This is a genomic window from Lichenibacterium dinghuense (assembly GCF_021730615.1).
Classification (GTDB): Bacteria; Pseudomonadota; Alphaproteobacteria; order Rhizobiales; family Beijerinckiaceae; genus Lichenihabitans; species Lichenihabitans dinghuensis.
On the sequence record NZ_JAJLMN010000001.1, the window covers coordinates 1,865,754 to 1,890,455 of the forward strand.

23 protein-coding genes are annotated in these 24,702 nt (G+C 73.7%); 13 read left to right on the forward strand and 10 right to left on the reverse strand.

Annotated elements, in window-relative coordinates; translation table 11 throughout:
- Positions 1–18: 18 nt before the first annotated feature.
- The 6 genes from L7N97_RS09045 to L7N97_RS09070 all read right to left on the reverse strand — a co-directional run bounded on the left by L7N97_RS09045 (position 19) and on the right by L7N97_RS09070 (position 6,816).
- Entirely contained in the window at positions 19–1,380 is a 1,362-nt protein-coding gene (locus tag L7N97_RS09045) for an MFS transporter (RefSeq protein ID WP_237477982.1), read from the reverse strand.
- Positions 1,381–1,483: 103 nt separating this feature from the next.
- Positions 1,484–2,002 (reverse strand): hypothetical protein, encoded by a 519-nt coding sequence (locus L7N97_RS09050; RefSeq protein WP_237477983.1) that lies wholly within the window; start codon positions 2,000–2,002, stop codon positions 1,484–1,486.
- Positions 2,003–2,371: 369 nt separating this feature from the next.
- A complete protein-coding gene (locus L7N97_RS09055) occupies positions 2,372–3,691 on the reverse strand; it encodes an HlyD family secretion protein (RefSeq protein WP_428980970.1) in 1,320 nt (439 codons plus the stop codon).
- A 12-nt stretch (positions 3,692–3,703) separates the two neighbouring features.
- The gene (locus L7N97_RS09060) at positions 3,704–3,904 is read right to left on the reverse strand and encodes a DUF1656 domain-containing protein (RefSeq protein WP_237477984.1); all 201 of its coding nucleotides are present in this window, start codon (positions 3,902–3,904) and stop codon (positions 3,704–3,706) included.
- On the reverse strand, positions 3,901–5,844 hold the full coding sequence (locus tag L7N97_RS09065; RefSeq protein WP_237477985.1) for an FUSC family protein: 1,944 nt from the start codon (positions 5,842–5,844) through the stop codon (positions 3,901–3,903). The genes L7N97_RS09060 and L7N97_RS09065 overlap by 4 nt, the downstream gene beginning before the upstream one ends.
- Positions 5,845–6,177: 333 nt before the next feature.
- Positions 6,178–6,816, reverse strand: a complete 639-nt coding sequence (locus L7N97_RS09070; RefSeq protein WP_237477986.1) for a TetR/AcrR family transcriptional regulator — start codon at positions 6,814–6,816, stop codon at positions 6,178–6,180.
- Between the two features lie 55 nt (positions 6,817–6,871).
- On the opposite strand from L7N97_RS09070, the gene L7N97_RS09075 reads away from it, so the two are divergent.
- Complete coding sequence (locus L7N97_RS09075; RefSeq protein ID WP_237477987.1) at positions 6,872–8,410, forward strand: FAD-dependent monooxygenase; 1,539 nt, start codon at positions 6,872–6,874, stop codon at positions 8,408–8,410.
- Positions 8,411–8,525: 115 nt separating this feature from the next.
- Complete coding sequence (locus L7N97_RS09080) at positions 8,526–9,470, forward strand: carbohydrate kinase family protein (protein ID WP_237477988.1); 945 nt, start codon at positions 8,526–8,528, stop codon at positions 9,468–9,470.
- A 234-nt stretch (positions 9,471–9,704) separates the two neighbouring features.
- Here L7N97_RS09080 and L7N97_RS09085 read toward each other — a convergent pair whose 3' ends face one another.
- Positions 9,705–10,934, reverse strand: coding sequence for an FAD-dependent monooxygenase (locus L7N97_RS09085; protein WP_237477989.1), 1,230 nt, complete (start codon positions 10,932–10,934; stop codon positions 9,705–9,707).
- Positions 10,935–11,079: 145 nt separating this feature from the next.
- Positions 11,080–12,828 carry a peptidoglycan D,D-transpeptidase FtsI family protein gene (locus tag L7N97_RS09090; RefSeq protein ID WP_237477990.1) on the reverse strand — a complete coding sequence of 583 codons (1,749 nt, stop codon included), beginning with the start codon at positions 12,826–12,828 and terminating at the stop codon, positions 11,080–11,082.
- 298 nt (positions 12,829–13,126) lie between these two features.
- Here L7N97_RS09090 and L7N97_RS09095 point away from each other — a divergent pair, with 298 nt between their 5' ends.
- The 8 genes from L7N97_RS09095 (at position 13,127) to L7N97_RS09130 (ending at position 19,064) form a co-directional block, all read left to right on the forward strand.
- Positions 13,127–13,903 carry a DUF3658 domain-containing protein gene (locus L7N97_RS09095; protein ID WP_237477991.1) on the forward strand — a complete coding sequence of 259 codons (777 nt, stop codon included), beginning with the start codon at positions 13,127–13,129 and terminating at the stop codon, positions 13,901–13,903.
- Positions 13,904–14,095: 192 nt separating this feature from the next.
- Positions 14,096–15,076: a tyrosine recombinase XerC gene (locus tag L7N97_RS09100; RefSeq protein ID WP_237477992.1), complete on the forward strand. Its 981-nt coding sequence runs from the start codon at positions 14,096–14,098 to the stop codon at positions 15,074–15,076.
- Positions 15,077–15,086: 10 nt separating this feature from the next.
- On the forward strand, positions 15,087–16,298 hold the full coding sequence (locus tag L7N97_RS09105; protein ID WP_237477993.1) for a hypothetical protein: 1,212 nt from the start codon (positions 15,087–15,089) through the stop codon (positions 16,296–16,298).
- Positions 16,299–16,326: 28 nt separating this feature from the next.
- Positions 16,327–16,680, forward strand: coding sequence for a hypothetical protein (locus L7N97_RS09110; RefSeq protein ID WP_237477994.1), 354 nt, complete (start codon positions 16,327–16,329; stop codon positions 16,678–16,680).
- Between the two features lie 29 nt (positions 16,681–16,709).
- Positions 16,710–16,910, forward strand: a complete 201-nt coding sequence (locus L7N97_RS09115; protein ID WP_237477995.1) for a hypothetical protein — start codon at positions 16,710–16,712, stop codon at positions 16,908–16,910.
- Positions 16,907–17,083: a hypothetical protein gene (locus L7N97_RS09120; RefSeq protein ID WP_237477996.1), complete on the forward strand. Its 177-nt coding sequence runs from the start codon at positions 16,907–16,909 to the stop codon at positions 17,081–17,083. Before L7N97_RS09115 ends, L7N97_RS09120 begins: the two co-directional genes overlap by 4 nt.
- A gap of 121 nt (positions 17,084–17,204) precedes the next feature.
- Complete coding sequence (locus L7N97_RS09125) at positions 17,205–18,155, forward strand: DHH family phosphoesterase (RefSeq protein WP_237477997.1); 951 nt, start codon at positions 17,205–17,207, stop codon at positions 18,153–18,155.
- Positions 18,156–18,218: 63 nt separating this feature from the next.
- Complete coding sequence (locus tag L7N97_RS09130) at positions 18,219–19,064, forward strand: transporter substrate-binding domain-containing protein (protein WP_237477998.1); 846 nt, start codon at positions 18,219–18,221, stop codon at positions 19,062–19,064.
- Between the two features lie 181 nt (positions 19,065–19,245).
- On the opposite strand, the gene L7N97_RS09135 is transcribed toward L7N97_RS09130, so the two are convergent.
- On the reverse strand, positions 19,246–19,836 hold the full coding sequence (locus tag L7N97_RS09135; RefSeq protein WP_237477999.1) for an SCO family protein: 591 nt from the start codon (positions 19,834–19,836) through the stop codon (positions 19,246–19,248).
- A 265-nt stretch (positions 19,837–20,101) separates the two neighbouring features.
- Here L7N97_RS09135 and L7N97_RS09140 point away from each other — a divergent pair, with 265 nt between their 5' ends.
- Genes L7N97_RS09140 through L7N97_RS09150 form a run of 3 tightly spaced genes read left to right on the forward strand, consistent with a single transcriptional unit; the run spans position 20,102 to position 23,642 of the window.
- Entirely contained in the window at positions 20,102–20,914 is an 813-nt protein-coding gene (locus tag L7N97_RS09140) for a bacteriorhodopsin (protein ID WP_237478000.1), read from the forward strand.
- Positions 20,915–20,969: 55 nt separating this feature from the next.
- Positions 20,970–21,857 carry a dihydrodipicolinate synthase family protein gene (locus L7N97_RS09145; RefSeq protein WP_237478001.1) on the forward strand — a complete coding sequence of 296 codons (888 nt, stop codon included), beginning with the start codon at positions 20,970–20,972 and terminating at the stop codon, positions 21,855–21,857.
- A gap of 21 nt (positions 21,858–21,878) precedes the next feature.
- Entirely contained in the window at positions 21,879–23,642 is a 1,764-nt protein-coding gene (locus tag L7N97_RS09150; protein WP_237478002.1) for a hypothetical protein, read from the forward strand.
- Here the strand turns inward: L7N97_RS09150 and hrcA are convergent.
- Complete coding sequence (gene hrcA / locus L7N97_RS09155) at positions 23,608–24,693, reverse strand: heat-inducible transcriptional repressor HrcA (RefSeq protein ID WP_237478003.1); 1,086 nt, start codon at positions 24,691–24,693, stop codon at positions 23,608–23,610. The genes L7N97_RS09150 and hrcA overlap by 35 nt on opposite strands.
- Positions 24,694–24,702: the final 9 nt, after the last annotated feature.

Here is a 24,702-nt window from a genome sequence, read left to right on the forward strand (position 1 = left end):
GGCCGCGCGAGATGCCGGTCAGTCCCCGTCGTAGCCGTAGACCTCCGGCAGCACGAAGATCGCCGCCAGCAGTCCGCAGAGCGGGAAGATGCAGACGAACAGCGTCGCGGCGGCCTGCCCCACGGCGGTGAACAGCGGCGGGAACAGGAAGATCGACAGGAACGAGGGCAGCTTCACGAACATGTAGGCGAAGCCGCTGGCCGTGCCGCGGTATTCGGGCCGCGCCACCATGGTCGGGATCGTCATGCAGTTCGACGCGTCCCAGTAGTGGCCCCACAGCATGGCGGCGGCGGCGAAGGGCAGCACGGCGCTGTGGCCCGCCCAGATGGCCCAGGCGGCCACGACCAGCGACACGAGCACGATCGAGAAGCCCCAGATCGAGATGCCGCGATGGCCGATCTTGGGGGTGAGCAGCGGCCCGACCCAGCCCGACACGGCGGCGAGGCTATAGAGCGCCATCAGCACGAGGTTGTTGCCCAGCACGCCGGACACGCCAACCATGGTGAACAGCACCGGCAGGTAGAATCCGAAGGTCGCGAATTCCGACCCCTGCGCGAAGCAGGCGATCCAGCCGAAGAGCGTGGCGCGCCAGCGGATGGGGTCGCGGCGCAGGTCGGCCAGGAAGGCGGTCGGGCGCGGCTTCGGCACGTCGACGTCGCGGTCGGGCAGCATGGGCAGGTCGTCGGCGTACATGGCGCGGGTGGTCCGCTTGGCTTCGCGGAAGCGGCCGTGGCGGATCAGCCAGACGGCCGTCTCGGGCAGGTCGTGGCGCATCAGCAGGATCACCAGCGCCGGCACCGCGCCGAGGCCCAGCGTCACCCGCCACAGCAGTTCGTGGTCGAGCCCGGCCAGCAGGAACACGGCGATCACCGCGAGCGTCAGCACCTCGCCGACCGCGAACATGAACTGCCAGCGGTTGCCCATCACCTCGCGCACGCCCTTGGGCATGGACTCCATGATGTAGGTGTAGCCGTTGGAGATGTCGGAGCCGAGCGGCACGCCGAGCAGCAGCCGCACCACCACGAGCCACTCGACGCTGGTGACGAAGGCCTGGGCCACCGCGAGCACGATGAACAGGATCATGGTGGCGAGGAACATGATGCGCCGCCCGACCTTGTCGGCGAGCCAGCCGCCGGCGAGCGCCCCCACCAGCGCGCCGCCCTGCGTGGCCGCGGCGGCGAGGCCGAGCAGGAACGGGTCCGGGTGGTACTGGTCCTTGATGAAGACCAGCACGAAGGCGATGGAGTAGAGGTCCCAGGCTTCGACCAGGATCGAGGACAGCATCAGCCATCCGACCCGGTTGCCCTTGGGGTTGTAGTGGCTGACGAGGTGCCGCACGGCATCGTCCATCGCGGCCTGATCCGGCCTGCCCAGCGCCATGGTCACGTCGCGTCCCCCCGTCGTGGATCGTTTCGGGGCCGCTGAGCTTATGTCAGGCTTTTCGGCTCCCCGGAGCGATGAGGACCGGGGCGGGGGGCGCCTGTCAAGGCGGGGCTGACGGCGGGTGCCCGCTTGGCTTCCGTTCGGCGGGCGAAGCCGCCGGCTCCCCCTTCGCGGCGATGTCGGCCGGCGTCGGGAGCGAGCTGTAATATTTGGCGCCGAGGATGACGCCGCCGAGCAGGATCGGAGCGACGATGGCCGTGGCGAGCGCCAAGCCGAGTTGCTTCCAGAACGATCCCGCGTTCCTCACCTGCGCCACGATCGCGGAACCGAGCGCCCGCTCGTCGGCCGCCTCCATCTCTTCCCGGAGATAGTTGCGCGCAGCGATGTCGAAGAGGTCGACGGCTTGGCGACGCAGATCCTCGAAGCGATGGTCGCTGAGGTTCGCGATCCAGTCGTCGACGTCGGCCTGAGCCGGAGGTCTGCCGTTTCTTTTTGCGAAGTGGTCGGCCCACTCGCTCTTCTCGAAGGTGAAAAGCGCATAGGCCAGGTATCTGACCTCAAGAGCGGCAGTGCCGTTCGACCGGAAGAGATCGAAGACCTCGCGGTCACTCCCCGGCATTCTTGTTTCCGAAAGCCCCGACGGCCTTGCTGGCCGACGACAGCGCCCTTCCGACCTTGGCAGTCTTGCTCTGGGCGAGGTCGGAAGACTTGCACGACCTCTCCGTAGCCCGGCCCTTGCCGCTCGCAGGGATCTTCGACAGCCTCGATGCAGTCGAGGCGTTCCTGTTCGTCGCCATGGTGCCGGCTCCCGCGCGTGAGTGTCCGAGGATGGGACGCGTCTTCTCAGCCGTCAACACATCCGGGACCGTCGGTTGCGTGGCTCGACGCGCTCGTCGATCGAGGCTCGACGACCGCTGCGGGCGGAGACGGCCGGGCTGCGGTCCCAGCGTCGGGCAGGCCCTCGCAGAGGTGAGGGGTTGACCGCCCCTCACCGCGGCCGGGGCGGGTCCGTCATGCCGGGCGTCAGGCCGGGGTTGATCTGGTCGGCGCGGCGGGGCGGGCTCGGCTCGGGGGTCGGCAGCGTCACGGTGCGCCCGTCGAGATCGCCGACGGCCGGCACGCAGTCGGTCCGGGGGGCCGGCCGGTCGACGAGGTCGCGCAGGCTCGCCGCCGCGCCGTCGAGCTTGGCCCGCCACCACGGGCCCGGCGGGGGCGCCGCGGCGGCGCGCACCGACACGGTGGCGGTCATGCCCGACACCAGCGGCACGCCCGGCGGCACGTGGTCGATCTTCATGCGCACCGGCACGCGCTGCGCGAGCCTCACCCAGGTGTAGACGGCGTCGACGTTGGGCAACCCCTGCGTGCTCGACGCCGCGTCCGACACGCTGATGCCGCGCGTCACGCTCTGCACGTGGCCGAGCAGCGGCTGGGCGTAGCCCATGAGCGCGGCCTGCGCGGCGTCGCCCACGCACACGCGGGCCATCTTGGTCTCCTCGAAATAGCCGTCGACCCAGAAGCTGTCCGCGTCGATCACCGACAGGTCGCTGGTGCCCTCGTGGGCGAAGTCGCCGACGCGCATCTGGAGGTTGGTGACGAAGCCGTTGACCGGGCTCGTCACCTCCGTGCGCTTGAGGTTGATCTCGGCCTGGGCCTCCTCGGCCTGGGCGGCCTCGAAGGCGCCCTCCGCCTGGGTGGCGTTGCCGACATACTGCTGCTGCTCCTCGGGCGTCGTGGCGAGGTTGCTGAGGTGCTGGCGGCGCTCGGCCTGCACGCGCTTGACCTGGAGGTCGGCCGCCCGCTGCTTCACGGTCGCCCGGGCGGTCTGCAGCGAAACCTTGAAGTCGAACGGGTCGATCACGTAGAGCACGTCGCCCTTGTGGACGAACTGGTTGTCGATGATGCGGATCTCGGTGATCTGACCCGACACCTGCGGCGCCACGTTGGCCACCTGCACGCGCACGCGCCCGTCCCGCGTCCACGGCGAGGTGACGTAGTAGTTCCAGATCAGCAGGGCCGCGACGGCCGCCGCAGCGAGGATCAGGGCGGTGGCGAGGAGCTTGAGCGCCCGCGCCGACATCCGCAGGAGGAGATGGGGCCGCCGCGGAGCCGCCTCGCGCGGGGCGGGTGGCGACGGATCGGCTTCGCGCGTCGGGGCGGGCGCGCGGGCCTCGGCCTCCGTCGAGCCTTCCCGCCCGGCCGCGTCCCCGCCGCCGGGACGGGACCTGCCCTTCGGCGACGAGACGTCCAGCACGGCGCGCGGCGCCGGCGTTCCGGCCGATGTCTGAAGCGTGGAGGGGCGGTCGTCCATGCCGGGCTCCGGTCAGAACAGCACGATGAGGGCGGCCAGCACCAGCACGTAGAGGCACAGGTTCGCCAGGGGCGGGTTCGCGAAGGCGCGGTCGAAGGCGACGCGGCGCAGCACGGGGCGGAGCGTCAGGACGATCGCGAGCGCCCCCGCCGCATAGGCGACGAAGGGCGCCATCAGCACGCCGCCGACGACGAACTCGCCGTAGCCCGTCATGTCCGCACCAGCCCCGGCACGAGCCGGTCGAGGGCGGCGCGGTGGGCGTCGAGGAGATCGACGAGGTGGAGCATGGCGGCGGCGGCGCGCAGGCCGGCCGGCTGCGCTTCGAGCTCCGGCGCCGCCCGCCGCAGGGCTTCCCTGTCGAGCGCCGACAGGGCCGCCAGGCCGGCGCGGGCCGGCGCGCTCCCGTCCGGCCGGGCGCGGAGGTCGGCGAGGCGGGCGCGGGCGCGGCGCAGGGCGCCTTCCGTCTCGGCCAGCGCGAAGGCGTCGGCGAGCGCGGCGCCGCGCGCGGGGTCGCCCGCGGACCCGAGCGCCGCCACCTGCCCGATGCGGTCCGCCGCGCGGTAGGCGGCCTCGCCGGGGGTGAGCCGCCGGCCGCGGCCCGCCGCCGCGGCGCGGAGGTCGTCGCCGGCCGAGCGGATCAGCCACCGGCGGCGCAGCGCATCGCCCGCGGGCGGGATGATCGCCAGCCAGATCTTGAGCATGGCGACGGCCGTCATCACGAGCAGGCACTGCACCAGGAACGACAGCGGATCGTACTTCTGCGGGTTGGCCGGGGACAGGAACACCGGCGTGAAGATCAGCAGGAGGGAGCCCATGCCGGCGAGCTTGGGGTTGGGGCTCGACACGAGCAGGCCGGCGCCGATGATCGGCGGCGCCATGGCGATGGCGAGTTGCGGAAAGGCGTCGGCGCCGTCGAGCACGACGAATTCCGTCAAGCCCGCGAGCGCCATGCCGATGGGCAGGGCCACCATGGCGCCGGACGCGAAGCTCTGGATGTTCGGCGTGGTGGAGCCGAGCGCCCCCAATATGCCGAGGAACGCGAAGACGACGTAGGTCTGCGGCCAGGAGCTGTAGACGAGCGGCACGGCCGACAGCGCGACCGCGACCGCGACGCGGACGCCCTTGCGCGCCGCGAGCCGGCGCGATCGGAACAGGGGAAGGCGAGGTTCGCGCTCCGGCCGGCGGTCGGAGGCGAGGTCGGCGAGGCCCGCGCAGGCGAGCCGGTCCGCCTCGGCGAGCGCGCCGGCGATCAGGAACGGCAGCGCGGCGCGGGCGGGGGACGACCGCAGGCCGGCCGCGTCGCAGCGCCGGCGCAGGGCTTCCGCGGCGGAGGCGGCCCCGAGGTCGTCCGCCGCCCCGTCGATCGGCGAGGCATCCTCCAGGTGGCGGGCGAGCGCGCGGGCCGCCACCGCCTCCTCGACCGCCGCCACGATGGTGCTCCGGGCCGCGGCGGCGCGGTAGCGGCCGAAGGACGACTCGGTTTCCATCGCCGACACCTGCGGATGCAGCGCCGAGACGGCCTTGAACACGTCAAGGGCGTCCGCGTCGTCCACGGCGCGGCCCGACAGCGCGGCGCGGCCGAGGTCGAGCGCCTTGCGGCGCGCGGCGCCGACGCCGTTCAGGACCTTCGGGAGCACGTCCGGCGCCGCGAAGATGTCGTTGATCAGCGTGATGGCGGCGATGCCGACCGCGATCGCGGCGCCGCGGTTGATGCCGCTCGACCAGACGTCCTGCGGCGAGTCGAGCTGAAACACGGACACGATCGCCACCGTGTAGCCCGACAGGACGCAGCAATAGGCCTTGTTGCCGTCGAGGAAGGCGGCCCCGTAGACGCACAGGCCGAGCCACCCCGCGAAGGCGACGACGAACAGGTCGCGCGCCTGGGAGAACAGGCCCGTGATCGCGATCGACGCCGTGACGCCGACCACGGTGGCGATCGAGCGATAGAAGGCCTTCTCGGACGCCTGACCGCGGGTCGGCAGGGCCAGGATCCCGACGCAGGTCCCCGCCGACGAGGCGCCGTCGAGCTCCAGCCAGAACGCCACGTAGAGGGCCAGCATCATGGCGGTCCAGACCCGCAGACCGAACATCCACCGGATCACCGGGATGCCGACGAGGGTGAGCGGGCCCGCCTCGGCCCGTGCCGCCGTCACCTCAGCCCCGGCTCGCGGGCGCGGTCCGGCGCGGCCGAGCCGAACCCGTCGGTGCTCCGAAAACAGATGTCACCGGCGGATCTCCGAGGCGGCGGCAGGCGCCATGCTGCAACGCACCGCACAACATGCAGGTGTCTCGCCGCGGCTGTCAATGCAGCGCAGCCAGGACCAGAGTTGTAACGGCGGCGTTACAGGTCCGTCCCGCCCTCGACTTGCGCGATGCATGGGAAGCGCCCCCGTTCCGGGCGTGAAGCCCGCCTTCGACCGGCGCGGGACGGCCTCCGCCCGCCCCCTCCGGGACGCGGACGCCGGCCCCGCTCCCGGGCCGCGGGATCATGCATAGGGTGTGCCGGCCATCGCGGCTTCGAGGCCGCGGGCCCCCCTGTCGATCACGGCGAGGAGGGCGGCCCTCGCGGCTCCCGCGTCCCGCCCCTGCCGGTAGACCCGGTGGGCCTCGACGAAGGCGGCCGTCCAGGCCGCGAGCAGCAGGGCCGCGGCGAGGCGGGCGTCCGGGTCGTCGGCCGCGCGCCCGGCGCAGGCGGCCAGACCCGCCGCCACCTCGCCCGCGAGCTCGTCGCGGATCGCCCGCGCGCGGGCCTTGAGGGCCTCGCTGTCCCCGACGGCCTCGACGTATCTCAGGCTCCCGGCCGAGAAGCTGACGTAGGGCCTGTCCTCGGCCACGAGCCGGTGCGCGAGCCGGCGCAGCGTTTCGAGCGGCGACACGCCGGGGTCGCGCCGCCGCAGGACGTCCCGCAGCACCGCGCGGCCCTCCTCGTCGCGGTCGAAGAACAGGTCCTCCTTCCGGGGGAAATGGTTGAACACCGTCATCCGCCCGACGTCGGCCGCGGCCGCGATCTCGTCCACCGTGACGGCGTCGAAGCCGCGCTCGAAGAACAGGCGCGTCGCCGTGTCGGAGATGCCCTGCCGCGTGGCGAGGCGCTTGCGGGACCGGCGGTCGGGCGGCGTTGACATGCCGGACGTGTTAGCACACCTTCAATCATACTGAGTATATTTTTGGATCCGATCCATGAAGAAGGTGGATGTCGTCGTGGTGGGTGCAGGGCCGGTCGGGCTCCTGCTCGCCGTCGAACTGGCGCTCGGCGGCGCCGAGGTGCTGGTGCTGGAGCGCCTCGACGCGCCGAGCCCGCGCATCAAGGCCCTCGGGGTCGGGCCGCTCGGCGCCGAGGCGCTGGGGCGGCGCGGCCTCGCCGACGCCATGGCGGCCGAGGAGGCGCGCAGCCTCGCCACCATGGACCTGTCCTGGCGGGGCGCCGGGGCCGGGCCGCGCGCGCCGAAGTTCGTGGGCCACTTCGCGTTCCTGTTCATCCGCGAGGACCCGTCGAGCGAGCCCGAGCGGCGCATGCGCGCCATCCCCCAGCAGGGCCTCGAATCCATGCTGGGGGACCGCGCCCGGGCGCTCGGGATCGACCTGCGCCGCGGCTGCGAGGTCACCGGCTTCGCCGAGCGCGCGGACGGCGTCGACGTTGAATGGACCTCGCCCGGGGGCGCCGGCGCGGTCCGCTGCTCGTACCTCGTCGGCTGCGACGGCGGGCGCAGCGCCGTGCGCAAGATGGGCGGCTTCGCCTTCCCGGGCACGCCGCCGACGATGACGATGTTCCAGGCCGTGGCCGACATCGACGACCCCGTGGGCGCCCTGCCCCGCGGCTGGCACCGCACCCCGCACGGCGTCTTCGGCCGCGGCCCGTTCCCGCGCCGGTTCTTCATGCTGGACTTCGGCGGCCCGCCCGCGGACCGGGACGCGCCGGTCACGCGCGAGGAGCTCGAGTCCGTGCTGCGGCGCGTCAGCGGCGCCGACGTCCGCGTGACCGCGATGGACCAGGCCAACCGCTGGGCCGACAACACGCGGCTCGCCGACACCTACCGGCGCGGCCAGGTGCTCCTCGCCGGCGACGCCGCCCACGTCCACTCGCCCTTCGGCGGCCAGGGCCTGAGCCTCGGCCTCGGCGACGCCGCCAACCTCGGTTGGAAGCTCGCCGCCGTGCTGCGCGGCGACGGGCCGGGCGCGCTGCTCGACAGCTACACGGCCGAGCGGCGGCCCGTGGCCGAGGCGGTGCTGGCCAACACCCTCGCCCAGGCGGCGCTGCTGCGGCCGGACCCGCAGTCGGGCGCGCTGCGGGACGTGCTGGCGGGGCTCCTGGAGATGGACGAGGTCAACCGCCGCTTCGGCGAGATGATGCGCGGCCTGTCGAACCGCTACGACCTCGGCTCCTCGCACGATCTGGTCGGGCGCCTCGTCGGGGACCGGCCGCTCGGCCCGGACGGGGACACGCTCTACGGCCTCATGCAGGACGGCGCGGGCGTGCTGCTCGACGCCTCGCGCGGGGGCGAGGCCTCGGCGCTCGCCGCCGGGGTTCCGCGGCTCCGATGCGTGCGGGTCGACGCCGGGCCGTCGGTGCTGGTGCGGCCCGACGGCTGCGCGGCCTGGGCCGGCGAGGCGGGCGGCACGGAGGGGCTGGCAGCCGCGCTCGGCCGGTGGTTCGCGCCGGCGAGGACCGCGGGAGCGCCGCCCGCCGCCCCCGCCGCCCTGGACGGCGAAGCGGCCTGACGCGCGGCAGGTCCCCCCGTCCCCGGCCTGACGGAAAGAGCCCGCATGCGGCACTTGGCGGGCCGCGGCGTGTTGTGAGATGTGTTCAGCCTGACAAGAGCCTGGGGGAGGATCGATGGGCAGCGACGGACTCGTTCTCGTGTCGGGGGAAGCCCTCGTCGACCTGATCCCGAAGGAGGACACCACCTACGAGGCGGTGCTGGGCGGCTCGGGCTTCAACACCGCCATCGGGCTCGGCCGGCTCGGCGTGCCGACCGGCTACGCGAGCCGGCTGTCGAGCGACGCCATGGGCGAAGCGCTGCTGGCGGAGCTCGGCGCCTCCAACGTGGACGCCGGCTTCTCGCTGGTGGACCCGCGCCCCTCGCCCCTGGCCTTCGTAACGCGCGGCACCGCGGCCACGGGCTCGCGCTACTCCTTCTACCTCGGCGCGACCGCCTATGACGGCCCCTCGCCGCTCGCCGACGACTGGACGGATCGCGCGATCCACCTCCACATCGGCTCCTTCATGGCGACCGACGGCGCGCTGGGCGAGGCGGCGCTCGACGCGCTGCGGCGCGCCGCCGGGCGGGCCACGACCAGCTACGACCCCAACATCCGCCCCTTCGTGGTGCCGCCCCGCGCCGAAACGCTGCCGATGGTCGAGGCGCGCGTGGCGCTGTCGACGGTCGTCAAGGCCAGCGAGGAGGACTTCGACTGGCTGTATCCCGGCACGCCGCCCTCCGAGGCCGCCGCGCGCTGGGCCGGCCTGGGCCCGAAGCTCGTCGTCATGACGCGCGGGGGCTCGGGCGCGGAGGCGCATTTCCGCGGCGAGCGCCTCGTGCAGCCCGCCCCCACGATCGACGTGGTGGACACGGTGGGGGCCGGCGACAGCTTCATGGCGGGGCTGCTGGCCGCCATGGCGGGCGACGGCGCGCTCGGCGGGAGCGGCCGCGAGCCCTCCGAGGCCGAGGTGGCGCGCTGGCTGCTCTTCGCCGTCGCCTGCTCGGCCATCACCTGCACCCGCCAGGGCGCCCAGCCCCCCACCCGCGCCGATGTCGGCAAGGTTTTGGGGTTGGGCTGAGGGAAAGCGGCGAACTCTATCCTCCCGACCTCGTCCTGAGCCGGCCCGCAGGGCCGTGTCGAAGGACGCAGGCGCCCTCCGCGCAGCGACGGATCGCTCCTGCGTCCTTCGACACGGGCGCTCCGCGCCCGGCTCAGGATGAGGGGCGTGAGAGGTCACCCCCGATGAGCGGCCGTCTCCGGGTCGCGCCGGGGGAGATGAGCGGTCCGCCGTGGAGGAGTTCGAGCATCTCCGTCACCGCCGAAACCGCTCCGGCGTCGCCCCCGACAGGCCGGACGCGTCGCGGATGAAGAACCGCTTCAGCGCCGGCACCCGGTCGACGAGGCCCATGCCGAAGTCGCGCAGGGCGCGCGCCGGCACGCTGTCGTTGGAGAACAGCCGGTTCAGCCCGTCCGTCGCCCCCGCCATCAGCACGGCGTCGAAGCGCCGGGCGCGCTCGTAGCCCGCGAGGGCTTCGGGGTCGGCCGGGTCGAGGCCGAGGCCGAGCGGCTCGGCGACGCGCTCCGCCAGCGCGGCGGCGTCGCGCAGCCCGAGGTTCAGCCCCTGCCCGGCCAGCGGGTGGATGGTGCGCGCCGCGTCGCCGAGCAGCGCGAAGCGCTCCGCCACGAGCCCGCGCGGCAGGGTGAGCCGCAGCGGATAGGCGGCCGGCCGGTCTTCCAGCGTCAGCGCGCCGTAGCCGTAGCCGATCCGCTCCTCCAGCTCCGCGACGAAGGCCTCGGGCGGCAGCGCCACGAGCCGCGCGGCCTCGGCGTGCGGCGCCGACCACACCAGCGAGAAGCGCCGCTCCGAGCCGTCGGCGGCGCGCATCGGCAGGATCGCCAGCGGCCCGCCGGGCAGGAAGTGCTGGGTGGCGCGGCCGTCGTGCGGGATCTCGTGGGCGAGCGTCGCCACGATGCCGGACTGGGGATAGTCCCAGCCCACGGTGCCGATGCCGGCCGCCTCGCGCAGCCGCGAGCGGCCCCCGTCGGCCGCCACCAGCAGGCGCGCGCGCGCCGTCGCGCCCCCGACGTCGGCCGACAGCGCGGCCGCGCCCTCGCGAGCGAACCCGGTGACCCGTCCGGGCCGCAGCTCCACGCCGGCGTCCCGGGCCGCCGCGAGCAGGGACGCGCGCAGGTCGTCCTGGAACACCATGTGGGCGAAGGGCTCGTCCGGCTCGGCCTCGCCGTCGAAGTCGAGGAACACGGGGCGCGGCGCGTCGCTGTCGCGCGAATCCGTGATCACCATCTCGACCATCGGCTGGGCGGCGCCCGCCACGGCCTCCCAGGCGCCGAGCGCGTCGAGGAAGCGGCACGATCCCGCCGCCACCGCGACGGCCCGCAGGGTGCGGCGCCCTTCGGCCGGGGCGGCGAAGGACGGATCCGCCACCGCGACGCGGGCCATCGGCGCCGCGCGGCGCAGCGCGGCCGCGAAGGCCAACCCCGCGATGCCGCCGCCCGCCACCAGCACGTCCACCGTGTCGCCCATCGCAGCACTCCCGAACCCGTGGGGGTTCTGGGCAGCCGGGCCGGCACCGTCAAGGCAGCCGGCCCGGCGGCCGTGGGCGGCCGGGCAGGCGACGGCCCCCGGGTCTACGGCCCGGCCTCGGCCGCCTCATCGGCCGTGCGATGGTTCATCGCAGCACGGTGTCCATGCCGATGCCGAGCCTGGCCACGGCCGGGAACGGGTCGGTGGGCAGGTCGAGGCTCGGCGGCAGGTTCAGCAGCGGCGCCACGCGCTCCATGATCTTGCCGCACACGTCGCCCGAGTTCCAGGCGGCGGTGTGGAACCCGTAGGTGCCCTCGGCGGCCTTCGGGTCCTCCATCATGACGAAGAACAGGTACTTGGGTTTGTCGGCCGGCACCACCGACATGAAGGTCGTGTTGACCCGGTCTTTGGCGTAGTGGCCGTTGATCAGCTTGTCGGCCGTGCCGGTCTTGCCGCCCGCGAAATAGCCGGGGATGTTGGCCTTCTTGGCCGAGCCGAGCGTCGCGTTGAGCCTCATCAGGTATCGCAGGTCCTCCGACACGTCCGGGCGGACCACGCGGTGCGCCTCGTCGCGGGCGTCGCCGTCGCGCTTGAGGAAGGTCGGGGTGATGAGGTAGCCGCCGTTGGCGAGCGCCCCCACGGCCATCATGGCCTGCAACGGCGTGACGTTGAGGCCCTGGCCGAAGGCGATCGTCATGGAGTTCAGCATGCCCCAGTGCGGCGGCAGCTGCGGCATGGCGGTCTCGGGCAGCTCGGTCTGCAGGCGCGTCAGCTCGCCCATCTTGCGCAGGAAGGCCTGGTGCCCTTCCACGCCCACCATCATCACCATCTTGGCGGTGCCGATGTTGGACGAGTGGATGAACACCTCCGGCACCGTCTGCGGCCGGTTGATCTTCTCGTAGTCGTGGATCGTGGCGCGCCCGTAGCGGAGGTTGCCGCTCGTGTCGATCGTGCTCTTCAGCGTCACCTTGTTCAGCTGGAGCGCCATGGCGATCGAGATGGCCTTGAAGGTCGAGCCCATCTCGTAGGTGCCGACGTTGAGCCGGTTGATGTGGTCGGGCTTCAGCGCGTCGACCGGGTTGTTGGGGTCATAGTCGGGCAGCGACACGTAGGCGATCATCTCGCCCGTGTTGACGTCCATGATGGCGCCCGACGCCGCCTGCGGGTGGAAACGCTCCATCCCCTTCAGGAGCTCGTCGCGCACCGCGTAGGTGGCCTTGGCGTCGAGCGACAGCGCGATCGGCTTCAGGTCCTGCGGGGTGACGTCGAAGCCGGCGCCCTTGAGGTCGCCGAGCCCCTGGTTGTCGACCCACTTCTCGATGCCGGCGATGCCCTGGTTGTCGGTGTTGGTGAAGCCGAGCACGTGGGCGCCGACGGGCCCGTTCGGGTAGATGCGCTTGTTCTCGGGGATGAAGCCGACGCCGGGGAGCCCCAGGCGGAACACCTCAGCCTGCTGCTTGTCGGTGACCCCGCGCTTGACCCACACGAAGCCCTTCTTCGAGCCGAGGCGCTTCCTGAGGTCCGTCGCGTCGATGTCGGGCAGCACGGCGGACAGCAGCTCGACCGCCTCGTCCTTGTCGATCAGGCGCTTCGGCTCGGCGAAGACCGACATGGTCCTGATGTCCTGGGCCAGCACGCCGCCGTTGCGGTCGAGCAGCTCCGGCCGCGCGCCCGAAACCGCGTCCGCGGCCGCGGCCTTGAGGCTGGCCGGCGCCTCCTTGGACAGGCCGAACTTGGCGAGCTTGCCGTCGATCAGGCCGAAGACGCACACGAAGGCGAGGGCGATGATCTTGAGGCGCCCGCCGCTCCGGTCGATCCGCGTGATCGTCAGATCCCGGATGAGGCGCCGAGGGTACGACGGCTGGACCTCGGTGTCGGCCTGCGAAGCGACCATGTCGACTGTTGCCCCCGGAGGAGCGGGCCCGGCTCGTCCGCTCACGGACATCCATGGCGGTGATCGCGATAAGATTTAGTTAAACTTAAGCGGATGTCCGCTCGCCGCCGTTCCGGTCCGACGTCTCTCCCGCCGGTCCGGGCTGGGCACGCCGCGAGCGGACCGTGCGGCGTGGCCGCCATCGTCTCGGCACCATCGTGGGTCTCGATCTGCGGCGCGCCGAGAAGTGGGCGCTCAGCTCCGTCGAGCGGGGAATGGCATGAGCGGAAGCCCGGAGGTCGTCCACGTTGTTTGGGGGGTGAGCAGATCGGAGAGCCTGCGCGAGGCCCTGCGGTCGCAGGGGGAAAAGGCGGCAGTCGTCGCCTTGTGCCACGTCCTGAACGTCGGCCCCATCGATCCGCCGGAGCCGCCCGCCCGCCGGGCCTGGGCCGAGGCGAACCTACGTGACGACGACCCGGATCGCGGCTGGCACGAGCCCGAGGCGCCTTGGGTCCAGGCCACATCGCCCGGCGTCCACCCGGTCTACTGGGTTTGCCTTTCCGACGCCGCCGAGCATGCCAGCTTCCTCGCGTTCGCCTCCCGCATGTCCGGCCGGCCCTTCGACGTCGTCGATGTGACAGGGACGGGCGTCTCCGCCTCCGGCTCATCGTCGGTCCGGTCCCTCGGACAGCTCCGCCCCGATGAGATCGTCGCGTCTGGCCTTCACGCGAGGCGTCGCCCGTTCTCGCGCGAGGAGAGCGAGGCGGCCTCGGCGGCGTGGTCGCGGTTGCGGCGGGAGAACGCGCCGCTTCGCGTCATGCGCGGCGGCCGCCTGGTCTCGGCGCCGCTGACGCACTTCGACCCCGCCCTGACCGGCCAGGCCACCCCGGGCTGGGAGCCGGTCATCGCGCTGGTCGCCCGGACCCTCGACCACCTCGCCTCCGACGCCGACGAGCCGGGACGCGGCATCGGCGACGACGTCCTGTTCGCCCGCATCCTCGCCCTCGGGAAGGCGGGCACCCTCGGCGTGCAGGGTGCGGGGCCCGGCATGCGGGACTACGAGGTCCGCCTCCCCGCGCCCGGCTCGCCGGCCTGAACGCGCGAGAGGACCTCCGAACGGGAAACCGGGCGGAGGCGGGCGACGCCGATGCCGGGGATCTCGCCCCTCTCCGGGGGGGCGGGGGCGGAGGGCCGCGCCGGCCGGATCGGCCGGGCGAGCTTCGGGCCGCCGGTCCGGGGCACGGCCGCCCGCAACCCGGCCTTAAGCGGGACAGCCCAGGATGCGCCCATGTTCGACCTCGTCGCCCCCGCCCCCGAAGCCCCGGCCGTCTTCGCGGCCCCCGCGGGCGCCGACCTCGCCGCGCAGGCCGTGGCCTGGCTCGGGCGGCTGCGCGGCGAGCGGCGCCTGTCGGAGGAGACGGTCGAGGCCTACGGGCGCGACCTGCGCCAGTTCCTGCTGTTCCTGGCCCACCACCAAGGCGAGCCCGCCGACCTCGCGGCGCTCGCGGCGCTGACGCCCTCGGACCTGCGCGCCTTCATGGCGCGGCGGCGCGCGGACGGCGTCGAGAGCCGGTCGCTCGCGCGCAACCTCGCGGGGCTGCGCTCCTTCGCGCGCCACGTCGAGCGCGAAGGGCTCGGCCGCGCCGCGGTGTTCGACGCGGTGCGCTCCCCCAAGGTGGCGCGGCGCCTGCCGAAGCCCGTGCCGGCGCCGGCCGCGATCGACATGGCCGACCCCGCCACGCGGGCCGACGAGGAGCGCGCCCCCTGGGTGCTGGCGCGCGACGCCGCGGTGCTGGCGCTGCTCTACGGCGCGGGCCTGCGCATCGGCGAAGCGCTCGGCCTCACCCGCGCCGAGGCGCCGACCGGCGGTCAGGACGCCCTGACGGTCACCGGCAAGGGCCGCAAGACCCGCATGGTGCCGGTGATCGAGCCGGTGCGCCGCGCGGTCGAGCGCTACATCGCGCTCTGCCCGCATCCCCTGCCCGGCGCCGGGCCGCTGTTCCTCGGCGTGCGCGGCGGCCCGCTGTCGCCCCGCATCATCCAGCTCGCGGTCGAGCGGCTGCGCGGCGGCCTCGGCCTGCCCGCCTCGGCGACGCCGCACGCGCTGCGCCACTCCTTCGCGACGCACCTGCTCGGGGCCGGCGGCGACCTGCGCACCATCCAGGAGCTGCTCGGCCACGCCTCGCTGTCGACCACGCAGGTCTACACCGCGGTCGATTCGGCCCGGCTGGTCGAGGCCTACCGCGCCGCCCACCCCCGCGCGCGCTGAGGGGGACCCGGTGCGCCGCCTCATCGCCCTGCTCCTCGCGCTTCTGGCGGCCGTGCCGGCCCTCGCCCAGGAGGCGCCGCGGCTGCGCGTGGCGCTCGCCCCCGGCGCGCCCGAGACCGTCTATGCCGCGCCGGCCGACGGCTGCACGCCCGACGACGTGCCGGACGCGCCCGTGCGCGCTTTCCGCGACGCCGGGGGCGGCGTGACGCTGTTCGGCCTCCACTACGACAACCGGGCCCTCAAGGGCCCCGACTTCGCGCACCTCAAGATCGACTGCCACGTCGTCTACGCGTCGCACGGCGACGCCGACCCGGCGGCCTACGACGACCGGAGCTGGATCGCCGCGACCTGGACGGCGGACGGGCGGACCGTGTCGGCCCTGATCCACCACGAGTATCAGGCCAACGAGCACCCCGGCCGCTGCCGGTTTCCGGCCTATATGCAGTGCTGGTTCAACACCGTGCTGGAGGCGCGCTCGACCGACGGCGGCGCCGACTTCGCGCGCCCCCCCGCCGTGGTGGCCTCGGCGCCGTTCCGGCAGGACCACGACCAGGGCCGCCACCGCGGCTTCTTCAACCCGTCCAACATCGTGGCGGACGGGCGCTACGAATATTTCATGGCCTCGACCACCGGCTGGAGCGGGAATGCGGGCGTCGCCGGGCTGGCGCCGGAGCGCGGGCTCGCTCCCGGAACGGGAGCCGATCAGCAGGCGGGCGTGTGCCTGTTCCGCTCGGCCACGCCGGCCGACCCGCGCTCCTGGCGCGCCTGGGACGGGCGCGGCTTCACGGTCGCCTACGCCGACCCCTACCGCGGAGCGCCGCATCCCGCGCCCTGCGCGGTCGTCGCGCCCTTCCCGGCGCCGGTCGGCTCGATCGTGCGGGTCGAGCCCGGCGGGCTCTGGCTGGCCGCGTTCCAGGCCAAGGCGGACGCGGGCGCCTTCCCGCTGTCCGGCTTTTATTACGCCACCTCGCCGGACCTCCTGCACTGGAGCGCGCCGCGGCTCCTGCTCGCGGGCCCGACGCTCTACGACGACGCCTGCCGGGCCGGCGGCCCGCTGGTGAGCTACCCGGTGGTCCTCGACCCCGCCTCGCCGTCGCGCAACTTCGACCGCACGGGGCGGGCGCCGGACCTGTATTACGACGTGCTTGAGACCGAGGGCTGCACCGTCACCGGGCGGCGCAGCCTCGTGCGGCGGCGGCTGACGATCGAGGGGCCCCGGTGAGCGGTGGCCTTGCCGGGAAGCCTCAGCCGTGATGGGGTGCGGAAACGCCGCCCGGACGGGGCGCACGGGCGGCACCACGGCCCTGCCGATGCCCCGCGGCGGGGCCGTGGACCGCACGAAGGCGGACGGCCCGGAGCTGGAGAGACGGTTGGAGCGGCAAACCTATCGCAGGGTGCGGTTGGCGGTGCTGGGCGTCAGCCTCGTCGTCTGCCTGCTCGCCTACGCCCACCGGATCCCGCTCCTGTTCGGCGAGGCGGCGTCCTGCATAATCCCGCTTCTCTGGGCCATCGACGCCTACCGGGAAGAGAAGCGGCTGATGTTCGCCGTGGCGGCCACGCTGCTGCTGATCACGGCCCTGCCGTTGCTGCAACTCGCCCGCTGACGGGCGCCTCCGAGGAAACCGAGATCATCATGGCGCAGGACATCGAAGCCGCGCGGGCCAGGGCCGAGGCACGCTTCAAGAAGCCGGCCGACATGGCCGAGACCGAGGCGGCGCGCGCCGAGCGGGAGCTGCGCGAGCGCACCGAGCGCCTGCGGGCGGCGCGCCTCGCCCAGGAGGAGGTCAAGCGCAAGGGGGCGGAGATCCGCGCGGGACGGCGCCGCACGCCGTGAGGGGGCTCGGGATCGCGCTGCTGCTCGTCGGGCTGCTGTGGATCCTGCAGGGCGCCGGCCTGGTGGGCGGCAGCTTCATGACGGGCCAGAGGCGGTGGCTGCTCATCGGGATCGTCACGGCGGCGCTGGGTGCGGCCGTGCTCGGCCGGGGGATGCGGCGCCCGGGACGCTGAGGGCGCCGGGGCGACAACGCCGCCTTCACCACGCTTCGAGCCGGCCGCCGCGGGCCAACCTTCGATCAACCCTGCCGATGCCATGGTGGCCGCACGCAACAGGACGTGTGAGCCGCCCCTCATGGCCAGCCCGAAATACCGCCTCGTCACCCGCAGCGACTTCGACGGCCTCGTCTGCGGCATGCTGCTGCGCGAGCTCGATCTCATCGACGAGGTCAAGTTCGTCCACCCGAAGGACATGCAGGACGGCGCCGTGCCGATCACGGACCGCGACATCGTCACCAACCTGCCATACGTGCCGGGCTGCCACCTCGCCTTCGACCACCATTCGAGCGAGGTGACGCGGCGCGGCGGGCGCGACTATCCCAACCACGTCATCGACCCCGCCGCCCCCTCGGCGGCCCGCGTGGTCTACGATTACTACGGCGGCGCGGCCGCCTTCCCGCGCATCTCCGCCGAGCTGATGGCCGCCGTCGACAAGGCGGATTCGGCGCAGTTCAGCCGCGACGAGATCCTGCACCCGACCGGCTGGGTGCTGATGAACTACCTCATGGACTCGCGCACCGGCCTCGGGCGCTTCCGCGACTTCCGCATCTCCAACTACGAGCTGATGATGCGGCTTATCGAGAGCTGCCGCGACCTGTCGGTCGACGAGGTGCTGGCCCTGCCGGACGTGAAGGAGCGCGTCGACCTGTACGAGGCGCACCGCGACCTCTTCGTCGAACAGCTGCGCCGCTGCACGGCCGTGCACGGCAAGCTCGCCCTGATCGACCTGCGCGGCGAGGACACGATCTACGCCGGCAACCGCTTCACGGTCTACGCGCTGTTCCCGCAGTGCGACATCTCGGCCCACGTCATGTGGGGCTTGAAGAAGCAGAACACCGTCTTCGCGGTGGGCAAGTCGATCCTCGACCGCGGCTCGCCCGTCGACGTCGGCGCGGTCTGCCTCGGCTACGGCGGCGGCGGCCACCGCGCGGCCGGCACCTGCCAGGTGCCGAACGACCGGGCGGAGGTGGTAAAGGCCGAGCTGATCGCGGCGCTCGACCCCGCGCCGCTGCCCGCCGCGGCCTGACGCCGCCGCATTCCGCGTGTAAGGCGCGGGGAACCGCCCTCCCCCCGCTCCGGGTTCCCCGCCTTGCACGCATCTCGCCGCTTCCCGGCCCTCCTCCTCTCGGCCCTGTTCCTGGCGCTCCCCGCGCGGGCCGCGCCGGGGCCGGAGGTGTTCGTGCCGAGCCTGTGGGACCCGGCCTCGCCGCCCCCGAAGCCCGACCCCGCGGCGCTGAAGCCCCTCCTCATCGTGACGGGCCAGGACGACCCGCCCTTCGCCTTCACCCTGCCCGACGGCACGCCGGCCGGCTTCGACGTCGACCTCGCGCGCGCGCTCTGCGACGAGCTCAAGGTCGCCTGCACGGTCCAGGCGCGGCGGTGGGACACGATCCTGCCCGCCATCGCCGCGGGGGCCGGCGACGCCGCCGTGGCTTCCATCGCCATCGCGCCGGCGAGCCTCGCCGCCGTCGACTTCACCTCGCCCTACTACCGCACCCCGGCCCGCTTCGTGGCGCCGCTCGCGGCCCATGCCGGCGACGTGCTGCCCGAGACGGTGGCGGGCAAGCGGATCGGCGTGCAGGCCGGCACGGCCCACGAGGCCTATCTCAAGGCCTTCTTCCCCGCCGCGACGCTCGTGCCCTTCGGCTCGGCGGCCGAGCTGCGCGCCGCAGTGGCGGGGGGCAAGGTCGACCTCGCCTTCGGGGACGGCATCGCCTTCGCGGGCTGGCTCAACGGGCCGGCCGGCTCGGCCTGCTGCGCCTTCGCGGGCGGCCCGTTCACGGAGACGCGCTTCTTCGGCGAGGGCGCCGGCATCGCGGTGAAGCGCGGGCGCGAGCCCCTGCGCGTCGCCCTCGACTACGCCCTGTGGCGCCTCGCGCAGAACGGCACCTACGGCGACCTGTGGCTGAAGTATTTCCCGGTCAGCCCGTATTGATGGTCCGGTCCCGGCGCCGCCTTCGCGCTCTCAAATCTGTCATCCCGGACTTGATCCGGGATCCAGCGGTGCGGCCGCGCTCGACCTCGCCAGGTCGGACCCGGTCGGACCGACTGGTTCCCGGGTCGTCGCTGCGCTCCGCCCGGGATGACGGCGCAGCGCGTGGCCGCGATCCCCGCCCTCAGCTCACCTTGCTCAGCGCCTCCGCGGCCTTCTTGGGGTCCTCGAGGTCGGGATTGAACGACTCGACGAAGTTGCCGCGCCCGTCCATCAGGTAGACCACGCCCGTGTGGTCGACGCTGTAGCCGCCGTCGCCCGTCGGCACCTTCTTGGCGTAGACGCGGTACTCGTGCGCGATCTTGTCCACCGCTGCCTGGCTGCCCGTCAGCCCGACGATGCGCGGATCGAAGCTCGACAGGTAGTCCTTCATCACCGCGGGCGTGTCGCGCTCGGGGTCGAGCGTGACGAAGAGGGCCCGCACGCGCTTGTCGGGCCCGAGCGCCGTGAGCGTCTGCGAGATGGCGTCGAGCGTGGTCGGGCACACGTCCGGGCAGTGCGTGTAGCCGAAGAACACCAGCGTGGGCTCGCCGGCGAAGCTCGCCTCCGTCACCGGCCGGCCGTCGCCGTCGACCAGCGCGAAGGGGCCGCCGATGCCGCTCGCGGCCGGCCCCGGCGCGCCGGCGTGCTGCACCACCAGCGCGCCGAGGATCACCAGGATGCCCAGCGCCGCGCCGAGCAGCGGCAGGAGCGTGCGGCGGGACGGCATCGGCATGCAAGGACTCTCCGGGAGCGCCGCGCGCTCATGGCACGGCTCGGCGGCGAAGGCGAGGCGGGCGGTGCCGGGCCATCCGGTCGGGGGACACATCGCCGCATCGCGGGGCGGCGCAACCCCTCGTTCTCTCGACGCCGCGTCGCGATCGCGCCCCGATACACCCCGATCACGGGATCGCGACGGAACTTCGACAGAAGCCGCGGGTGGGATCCATCGGCACGCGCCGGGCCGGCGCGCCCCGACGGCTTCCGCGCGAGGCTCCCCCATGCCCATGATGTTCTGGCTCACCCGATCCACGGCCGACCAGTGGCTCGGCGTTCTCATGCTGCTCTTCGTCGTCTGGCTGCGGCGCCCCGCCGTGCCGACCCGGACCGCGCGGGTGGTCGCCGCCGGCCCCGTGATCTGCGGCGCGGCCTACTGCCTGCTCGCTTCGGGCCACGGCTGGGTCTATCTGCCCGTCGCGGACGACCCGACGCTGCTGCGCGACTTCTACCTCGTCCGCTACCTCGACTGGATCGTCGTGGTGCCGATCACGCTCTTCGCCGTTCTGTCCATCGCGCTGACCGACAGCGCCGAGCGGGACCGCGAGTGGCTCAAGCTGGTCGGTCCCTGCACGGGCATGACGGTGTCGGCCGCGCTCTACGCCTTCGCGTGGGACCCGGTCATCAAGACGCTGCTCTACGTCGTCTTCTTCGGCTTCTCGATCGTGCTCGCGCTGGGCGTCGGGCGGATCTTCCGGGAGCAGGCCGAGGCCGACAATGTGCACTTCAAGAAGCTGCGGCGCGACATGCGCTTCCTCGCCGGGCTGTGGACCTGCTACCACGTCACCCTGCTGCTCGGCAGCGACGGGCTGCGCTGGTTCCTGCCCTCCGTCACCACGGCCAACTTCGAGAACCTCGATTTCGCGCTGACGGTCGCCTACCCGTTCGTGGCGCTGAGCCGCGTCGGCCGCACGCGGGAGGCCGAGGAGAAGGCGCGCCACCACGCCGAGACGCTAGAAACCGGCCCCGGCACAATCATGCTGCGGCCGAGCCACGGCAGGCTCGGCCGCGGCCGGCCGCGCGCCACGCCGGCCTGACGGGGCGGCGGCGATCTGCTAACCCGTCCCGGCCCTCGTGCGCCGGGACCCCGAGATGCCGCCGATCCAAGGTCTGATCGCCTATCCCATCACGCCGAGCGGGCCGGACGGCCGAGTCGACCTCGCGGCCCTGCGCCGCCTCGTCGCGCCGCTCGCCGCGGCGGGGGTCGACGCCGTCGGCCTGCTCGGCTCGACCGGCTCCTATCCCTACCTGTCGCGCGACGAGCGCCGCCGCGCGCTCGACGCCGCGCTGGCGGAGGCCGGCGCCCGCGTGCCGGTGCTGGTCGGCGTCGGAGCCCTGCGCACCGACGAGGCGACCCGCCTCGCCGAGGACGCGCGGGCGGCCGGCGCCGCGGCCGGGCTGCTCGCGCCCGTGTCCTACACGCCGCTCACGGACGACGAGGTGTTCGAGCACTTCCGCGCCGTGGCGCGCTCAGGCCTACCGCTCGCGGTCTACGACAACCCGGCGACCACCCACTTCGCCTTCACGCCGGGCCTCGTCGGCCGCGTCGCCCGGATCGACGGCGTCGTGGCGGTGAAGACCGGCGCGCCGGCCCCGGACGGCGTGGCGGCGAACCTCGCCGCGCTGCGCGCCGCCGTGCCGGACGGCTTCTCGGTCGGCTACAGCGTCGACTGGCACGCCACGGAGGGCCTGCTGGCGGGGGCTGACGCCTGGCACGGCGTCGCGGCCGGCCTGTTCCCGGCGCGCTGCCTCGCCATAGCGCGCGCCGCGCGGGCCGGCGACGCCGCGGAGGCGCGCCGCCTCGACGCCGCCATGCGCCCGCTGTGGGACCTGTTCCGGGCGCACACCAGCCTGCGCACCGCCTACGCGGCCGCGGAGGCGCTGGGGATCTGCCGCGCCGAGCCGCCCCGGCCGGTGCTGCCGCTGCCGCGCGAGGTCCGCGACCGCGTGGCCGCCGTCGCCGAAGCCTTGGCGGCCTGACCGCGCTGGACGCCCGCGACCGTGACGCCCGACTTCGCCGCCGTGCTGCTCGCCTATGCGGTGCAGGGCGCCGGCCTCCTCGCCCTCTTCGCCGCCGGCGCGGCCGCGGCGCGGCGCATCGGCGCCGACGGCCCGGCGCCGGCGCTCTGGGGCTTCTGCGCCGCCGCGCTCGCCGGCTACGCCACCTTCTACGCCTTCCTGCCGGGCTGGCGGCCCGGCTACGCCGCCTGCGGGCTCGTCGCCGCCCTGGCGGCGTCGAGCCTCGCCCTCCACCGGCGCCACCTCCGCGCCGGCGACCTCCTCGCGCCCGCGCTGTCGCTGAGCGCGGGGCTGCTCTACCTCGCCGTGGCGCACCTCGGCGTGAAGGGTTTTTCGGGCGACCTCCAGGCGAGCCTCGCCTTCGAACGGACCATGCCCTACGACGACCGCATCCCGCTGCTCTTCGCCGAGACCGTGTTCCACCGCCTGCCGTCGCGCACCGGGCCGGACGCGTTCGGCTGGTACTTCTCCGACCGGCCGCCGCTCCAGGCCGGCTTCGTGCTGCTGTTCTCGCCGCTGTGGCGGGCGGTCGACCCGGAGCTGGCCTACCGGGCGCTCGGCACGGCGCTGCAGGCCCTCGCGGTCGGAAGCACCTGGCTCCTGTGCCGCGCGCTCGGCTTCGGCCGGGGCGAGGCGCGCTTCGCCACCCTGGCCTTCGCGCTGTCGGGCTTCAGCTACTACGAATCCGTCTACGCCTGGCCGAAGCTGCTGGCCGCGGCCTTCCTGTTCGTCGGCTGCGCGGCGCTCGGGCCCGCCCTGCTGGCGCGCCGCCGCGCCGGGCGCGGCGAAGCGCTGCTCCTCGGCCTCGGCACCGGGCTCGCGCTGCTGTCGCACGGCGCGGTCGCCTTCGCGGTGATCCCGCTCGCCTTCCTGGTGGCGGCCTCGCGCCTGCTGGACCTGCGCGGCGCGCTGCTGGCCGCGGGCGCCGTGCTGTGCCTCCTCGCGCCCTGGTCGGCCTACGGCCGCTTCGTCGACCCCAACGACGGGCGCCTGATCCGCATGCACCTCACGGGCGCGGACTACGCCGCCAAGGGGCCGCTCCTCGACGCCTTCCGGGAATCCTATTCCAAACTGACCCCGGCCGCCTGGATCGAGGGCCGGATCGAGAACCTGGAGCTGCTGTGGGGCGATCGCGACCTCGACGCGCTGGTGGGGCGCCTCGCCGCCGGCCTGCGCGACGAGCGGCTGCGCGTGCCGCTGGTCGACGGCGACGACACCTGGGCCATCACGCCGAGCAAGCTGCGCTACGACCTCGTGTCCCTCGGCACCGCGCTCAGGGTGGACCAGACCGTGCACGTGTTCCGCGCCCTCGGCCTGTTCGATCTCGCCTGGCCGCTGCTGCTCCTGCTCGCCGTCCCCCGCGTCGCGAGGACCGTGCTCGACCGCGGCTTCGTGGCCCTGACGGCGCTGACGGCGCTGTCCTGCCTGTGTTTCGCGACCCTGGAGTTCGGCCACGGCACCGTGACGGTGCACGGCAGCTACAGCATCGTGGCGGGGCTCTTCGTGATCGCGGCGGTGCTGCTGCATCGCGTCTGGCGACGGGGCGCGTGGTGGGTGTTCGGCGCCAACGCGGCGCTGACCCTGCTGATCTGGGTCGTCAGCGCGCCCGGCGCCGTGCTGGAGCCGGTGCGGCGCGTCCAGCCCGCCCCCGCGGCCGTGGCGCTCGCCGCGCTGGCGCTGCTCGTCGCCCTGCTGTTCCGCGAGGCGCCCGTCAGCCGTAGGGCCCTCTTACCAACCCAGAGATGACCTGGGCCGTATAGTCCACCATGGGCACCACGCGGGCGTAGTTGAGCCGGGTCGGGCCGATGATGCCGAGCACGCCGACGATGCGCTGCTGCCCGTCGCGGAACGGCGCCGCCACCATGGAGGAGCCCGACAGCGAGAACAGCTTGTTCTCCGCGCCGATGAAGATGCGGACGCCCTCGCCCGTCTCGGCCCGGTTGAGGAGGTCGATCACGTCGGTCTTGGTTTCGAGGTCGGCGAAGAGCAGGCGGATGCGCTCGAGGTCGCCCAGCGCGGTGAGGTCGTCGAGCAGGTTCGCCTGGCCGCGCACGATGAGCTGGCGCTCGCCTCCGAGGCCCGCCCAGCCCGCGAGCCCGGCGTCGACGAGCCGCGCCGTGAGCTGGTCGAGCTCGCCCTGCGCGGCCGAGCGCTCGGCCTCGATCTCGGCGCGGGCCTCGCCCAGCGTGCGGCCGCGGATGCGGGCGTTGAGGTAGTTGCCGGCCTCGACCAGGGCCGAGGGCGGCAGCCCCGGCGGCGTCAGCACCACGCGGTTCTCGACCGAGCCGTCCTCCGCCACGAGGATCGCCAGCGCCCGCTCGGGCTCCAGCCGCACGAACTCGATGTGCTTGAGGCGCGCGTTGTCCTTGCTGGTGACGACGACGCCGGCGCCGCGCGTCAGCCCCGACAGGAGGCTCGTCGCCTCGACGAGCGCGTTCTCCAGCGTGCGGTCCTTCGAGGCGGCGCGCAGGTCCGCCTCGATGCGGCGGCGCTCGGCCTCGGCGACGTCGCCGATCTCCAGGAGCGCGTCGACGAAGAAGCGCAGCCCCATCTGGGTCGGCAGGCGCCCGGCGCTGGTGTGGGGCGCGTAGACGAGGCCCAGCTCCTCCAGGTCCTGCATGACGTTGCGGACCGAGGCCGGCGACAGCGTCATCGGCAGGAGGCGCGACAGCTGGCGCGACCCCACGGGCTCGCCCGTGCGCAGGTAGCCGTCGACGATGCGCCGAAAGATCTCGCGCGAGCGCTCGTTCAGCGCCGCGAGCACGCCGGCCGTGGAGGCGTCGATCATCGGGGTCATGGGGAGAGC

Excerpts from the sequence above, each read along its gene's own strand:
- L7N97_RS09070 (WP_237477986.1), bottom strand. The coding sequence starts at position 6,816 with ATGTCAACGCCGCCCGACCGCCGGTCCCGCAAGCGCCTCGCCACGCGG.
- L7N97_RS09060 (WP_237477984.1), bottom strand. The coding sequence starts at position 3,904 with ATGACGGGCTACGGCGAGTTCGTCGTCGGCGGCGTGCTGATGGCGCCC.
- L7N97_RS09125 (WP_237477997.1), top strand. The coding sequence starts at position 17,205 with ATGGCCAGCCCGAAATACCGCCTCGTCACCCGCAGCGACTTCGACGGC.
- L7N97_RS09050 (WP_237477983.1), bottom strand. The coding sequence starts at position 2,002 with ATGCCGGGGAGTGACCGCGAGGTCTTCGATCTCTTCCGGTCGAACGGC.
- L7N97_RS09045 (WP_237477982.1), bottom strand. The coding sequence starts at position 1,380 with ATGGCGCTGGGCAGGCCGGATCAGGCCGCGATGGACGATGCCGTGCGG.
- L7N97_RS09145 (WP_237478001.1), top strand. The coding sequence starts at position 20,970 with ATGCCGCCGATCCAAGGTCTGATCGCCTATCCCATCACGCCGAGCGGG.
- L7N97_RS09140 (WP_237478000.1), top strand. The coding sequence starts at position 20,102 with ATGCCCATGATGTTCTGGCTCACCCGATCCACGGCCGACCAGTGGCTC.
- L7N97_RS09090 (WP_237477990.1), bottom strand. The coding sequence starts at position 12,828 with ATGGTCGCTTCGCAGGCCGACACCGAGGTCCAGCCGTCGTACCCTCGG.
- L7N97_RS09135 (WP_237477999.1), bottom strand. The coding sequence starts at position 19,836 with ATGCCGATGCCGTCCCGCCGCACGCTCCTGCCGCTGCTCGGCGCGGCG.
- L7N97_RS09115 (WP_237477995.1), top strand. The coding sequence starts at position 16,710 with ATGGCGCAGGACATCGAAGCCGCGCGGGCCAGGGCCGAGGCACGCTTC.
- hrcA (WP_237478003.1), bottom strand. The coding sequence starts at position 24,693 with ATGACCCCGATGATCGACGCCTCCACGGCCGGCGTGCTCGCGGCGCTG.
- L7N97_RS09075 (WP_237477987.1), top strand. The coding sequence starts at position 6,872 with ATGAAGAAGGTGGATGTCGTCGTGGTGGGTGCAGGGCCGGTCGGGCTC.
- L7N97_RS09080 (WP_237477988.1), top strand. The coding sequence starts at position 8,526 with ATGGGCAGCGACGGACTCGTTCTCGTGTCGGGGGAAGCCCTCGTCGAC.
- L7N97_RS09085 (WP_237477989.1), bottom strand. The coding sequence starts at position 10,934 with ATGGGCGACACGGTGGACGTGCTGGTGGCGGGCGGCGGCATCGCGGGG.
- L7N97_RS09055 (WP_428980970.1), bottom strand. The coding sequence starts at position 3,691 with ATGGACGACCGCCCCTCCACGCTTCAGACATCGGCCGGAACGCCGGCG.
- L7N97_RS09100 (WP_237477992.1), top strand. The coding sequence starts at position 14,096 with ATGTTCGACCTCGTCGCCCCCGCCCCCGAAGCCCCGGCCGTCTTCGCG.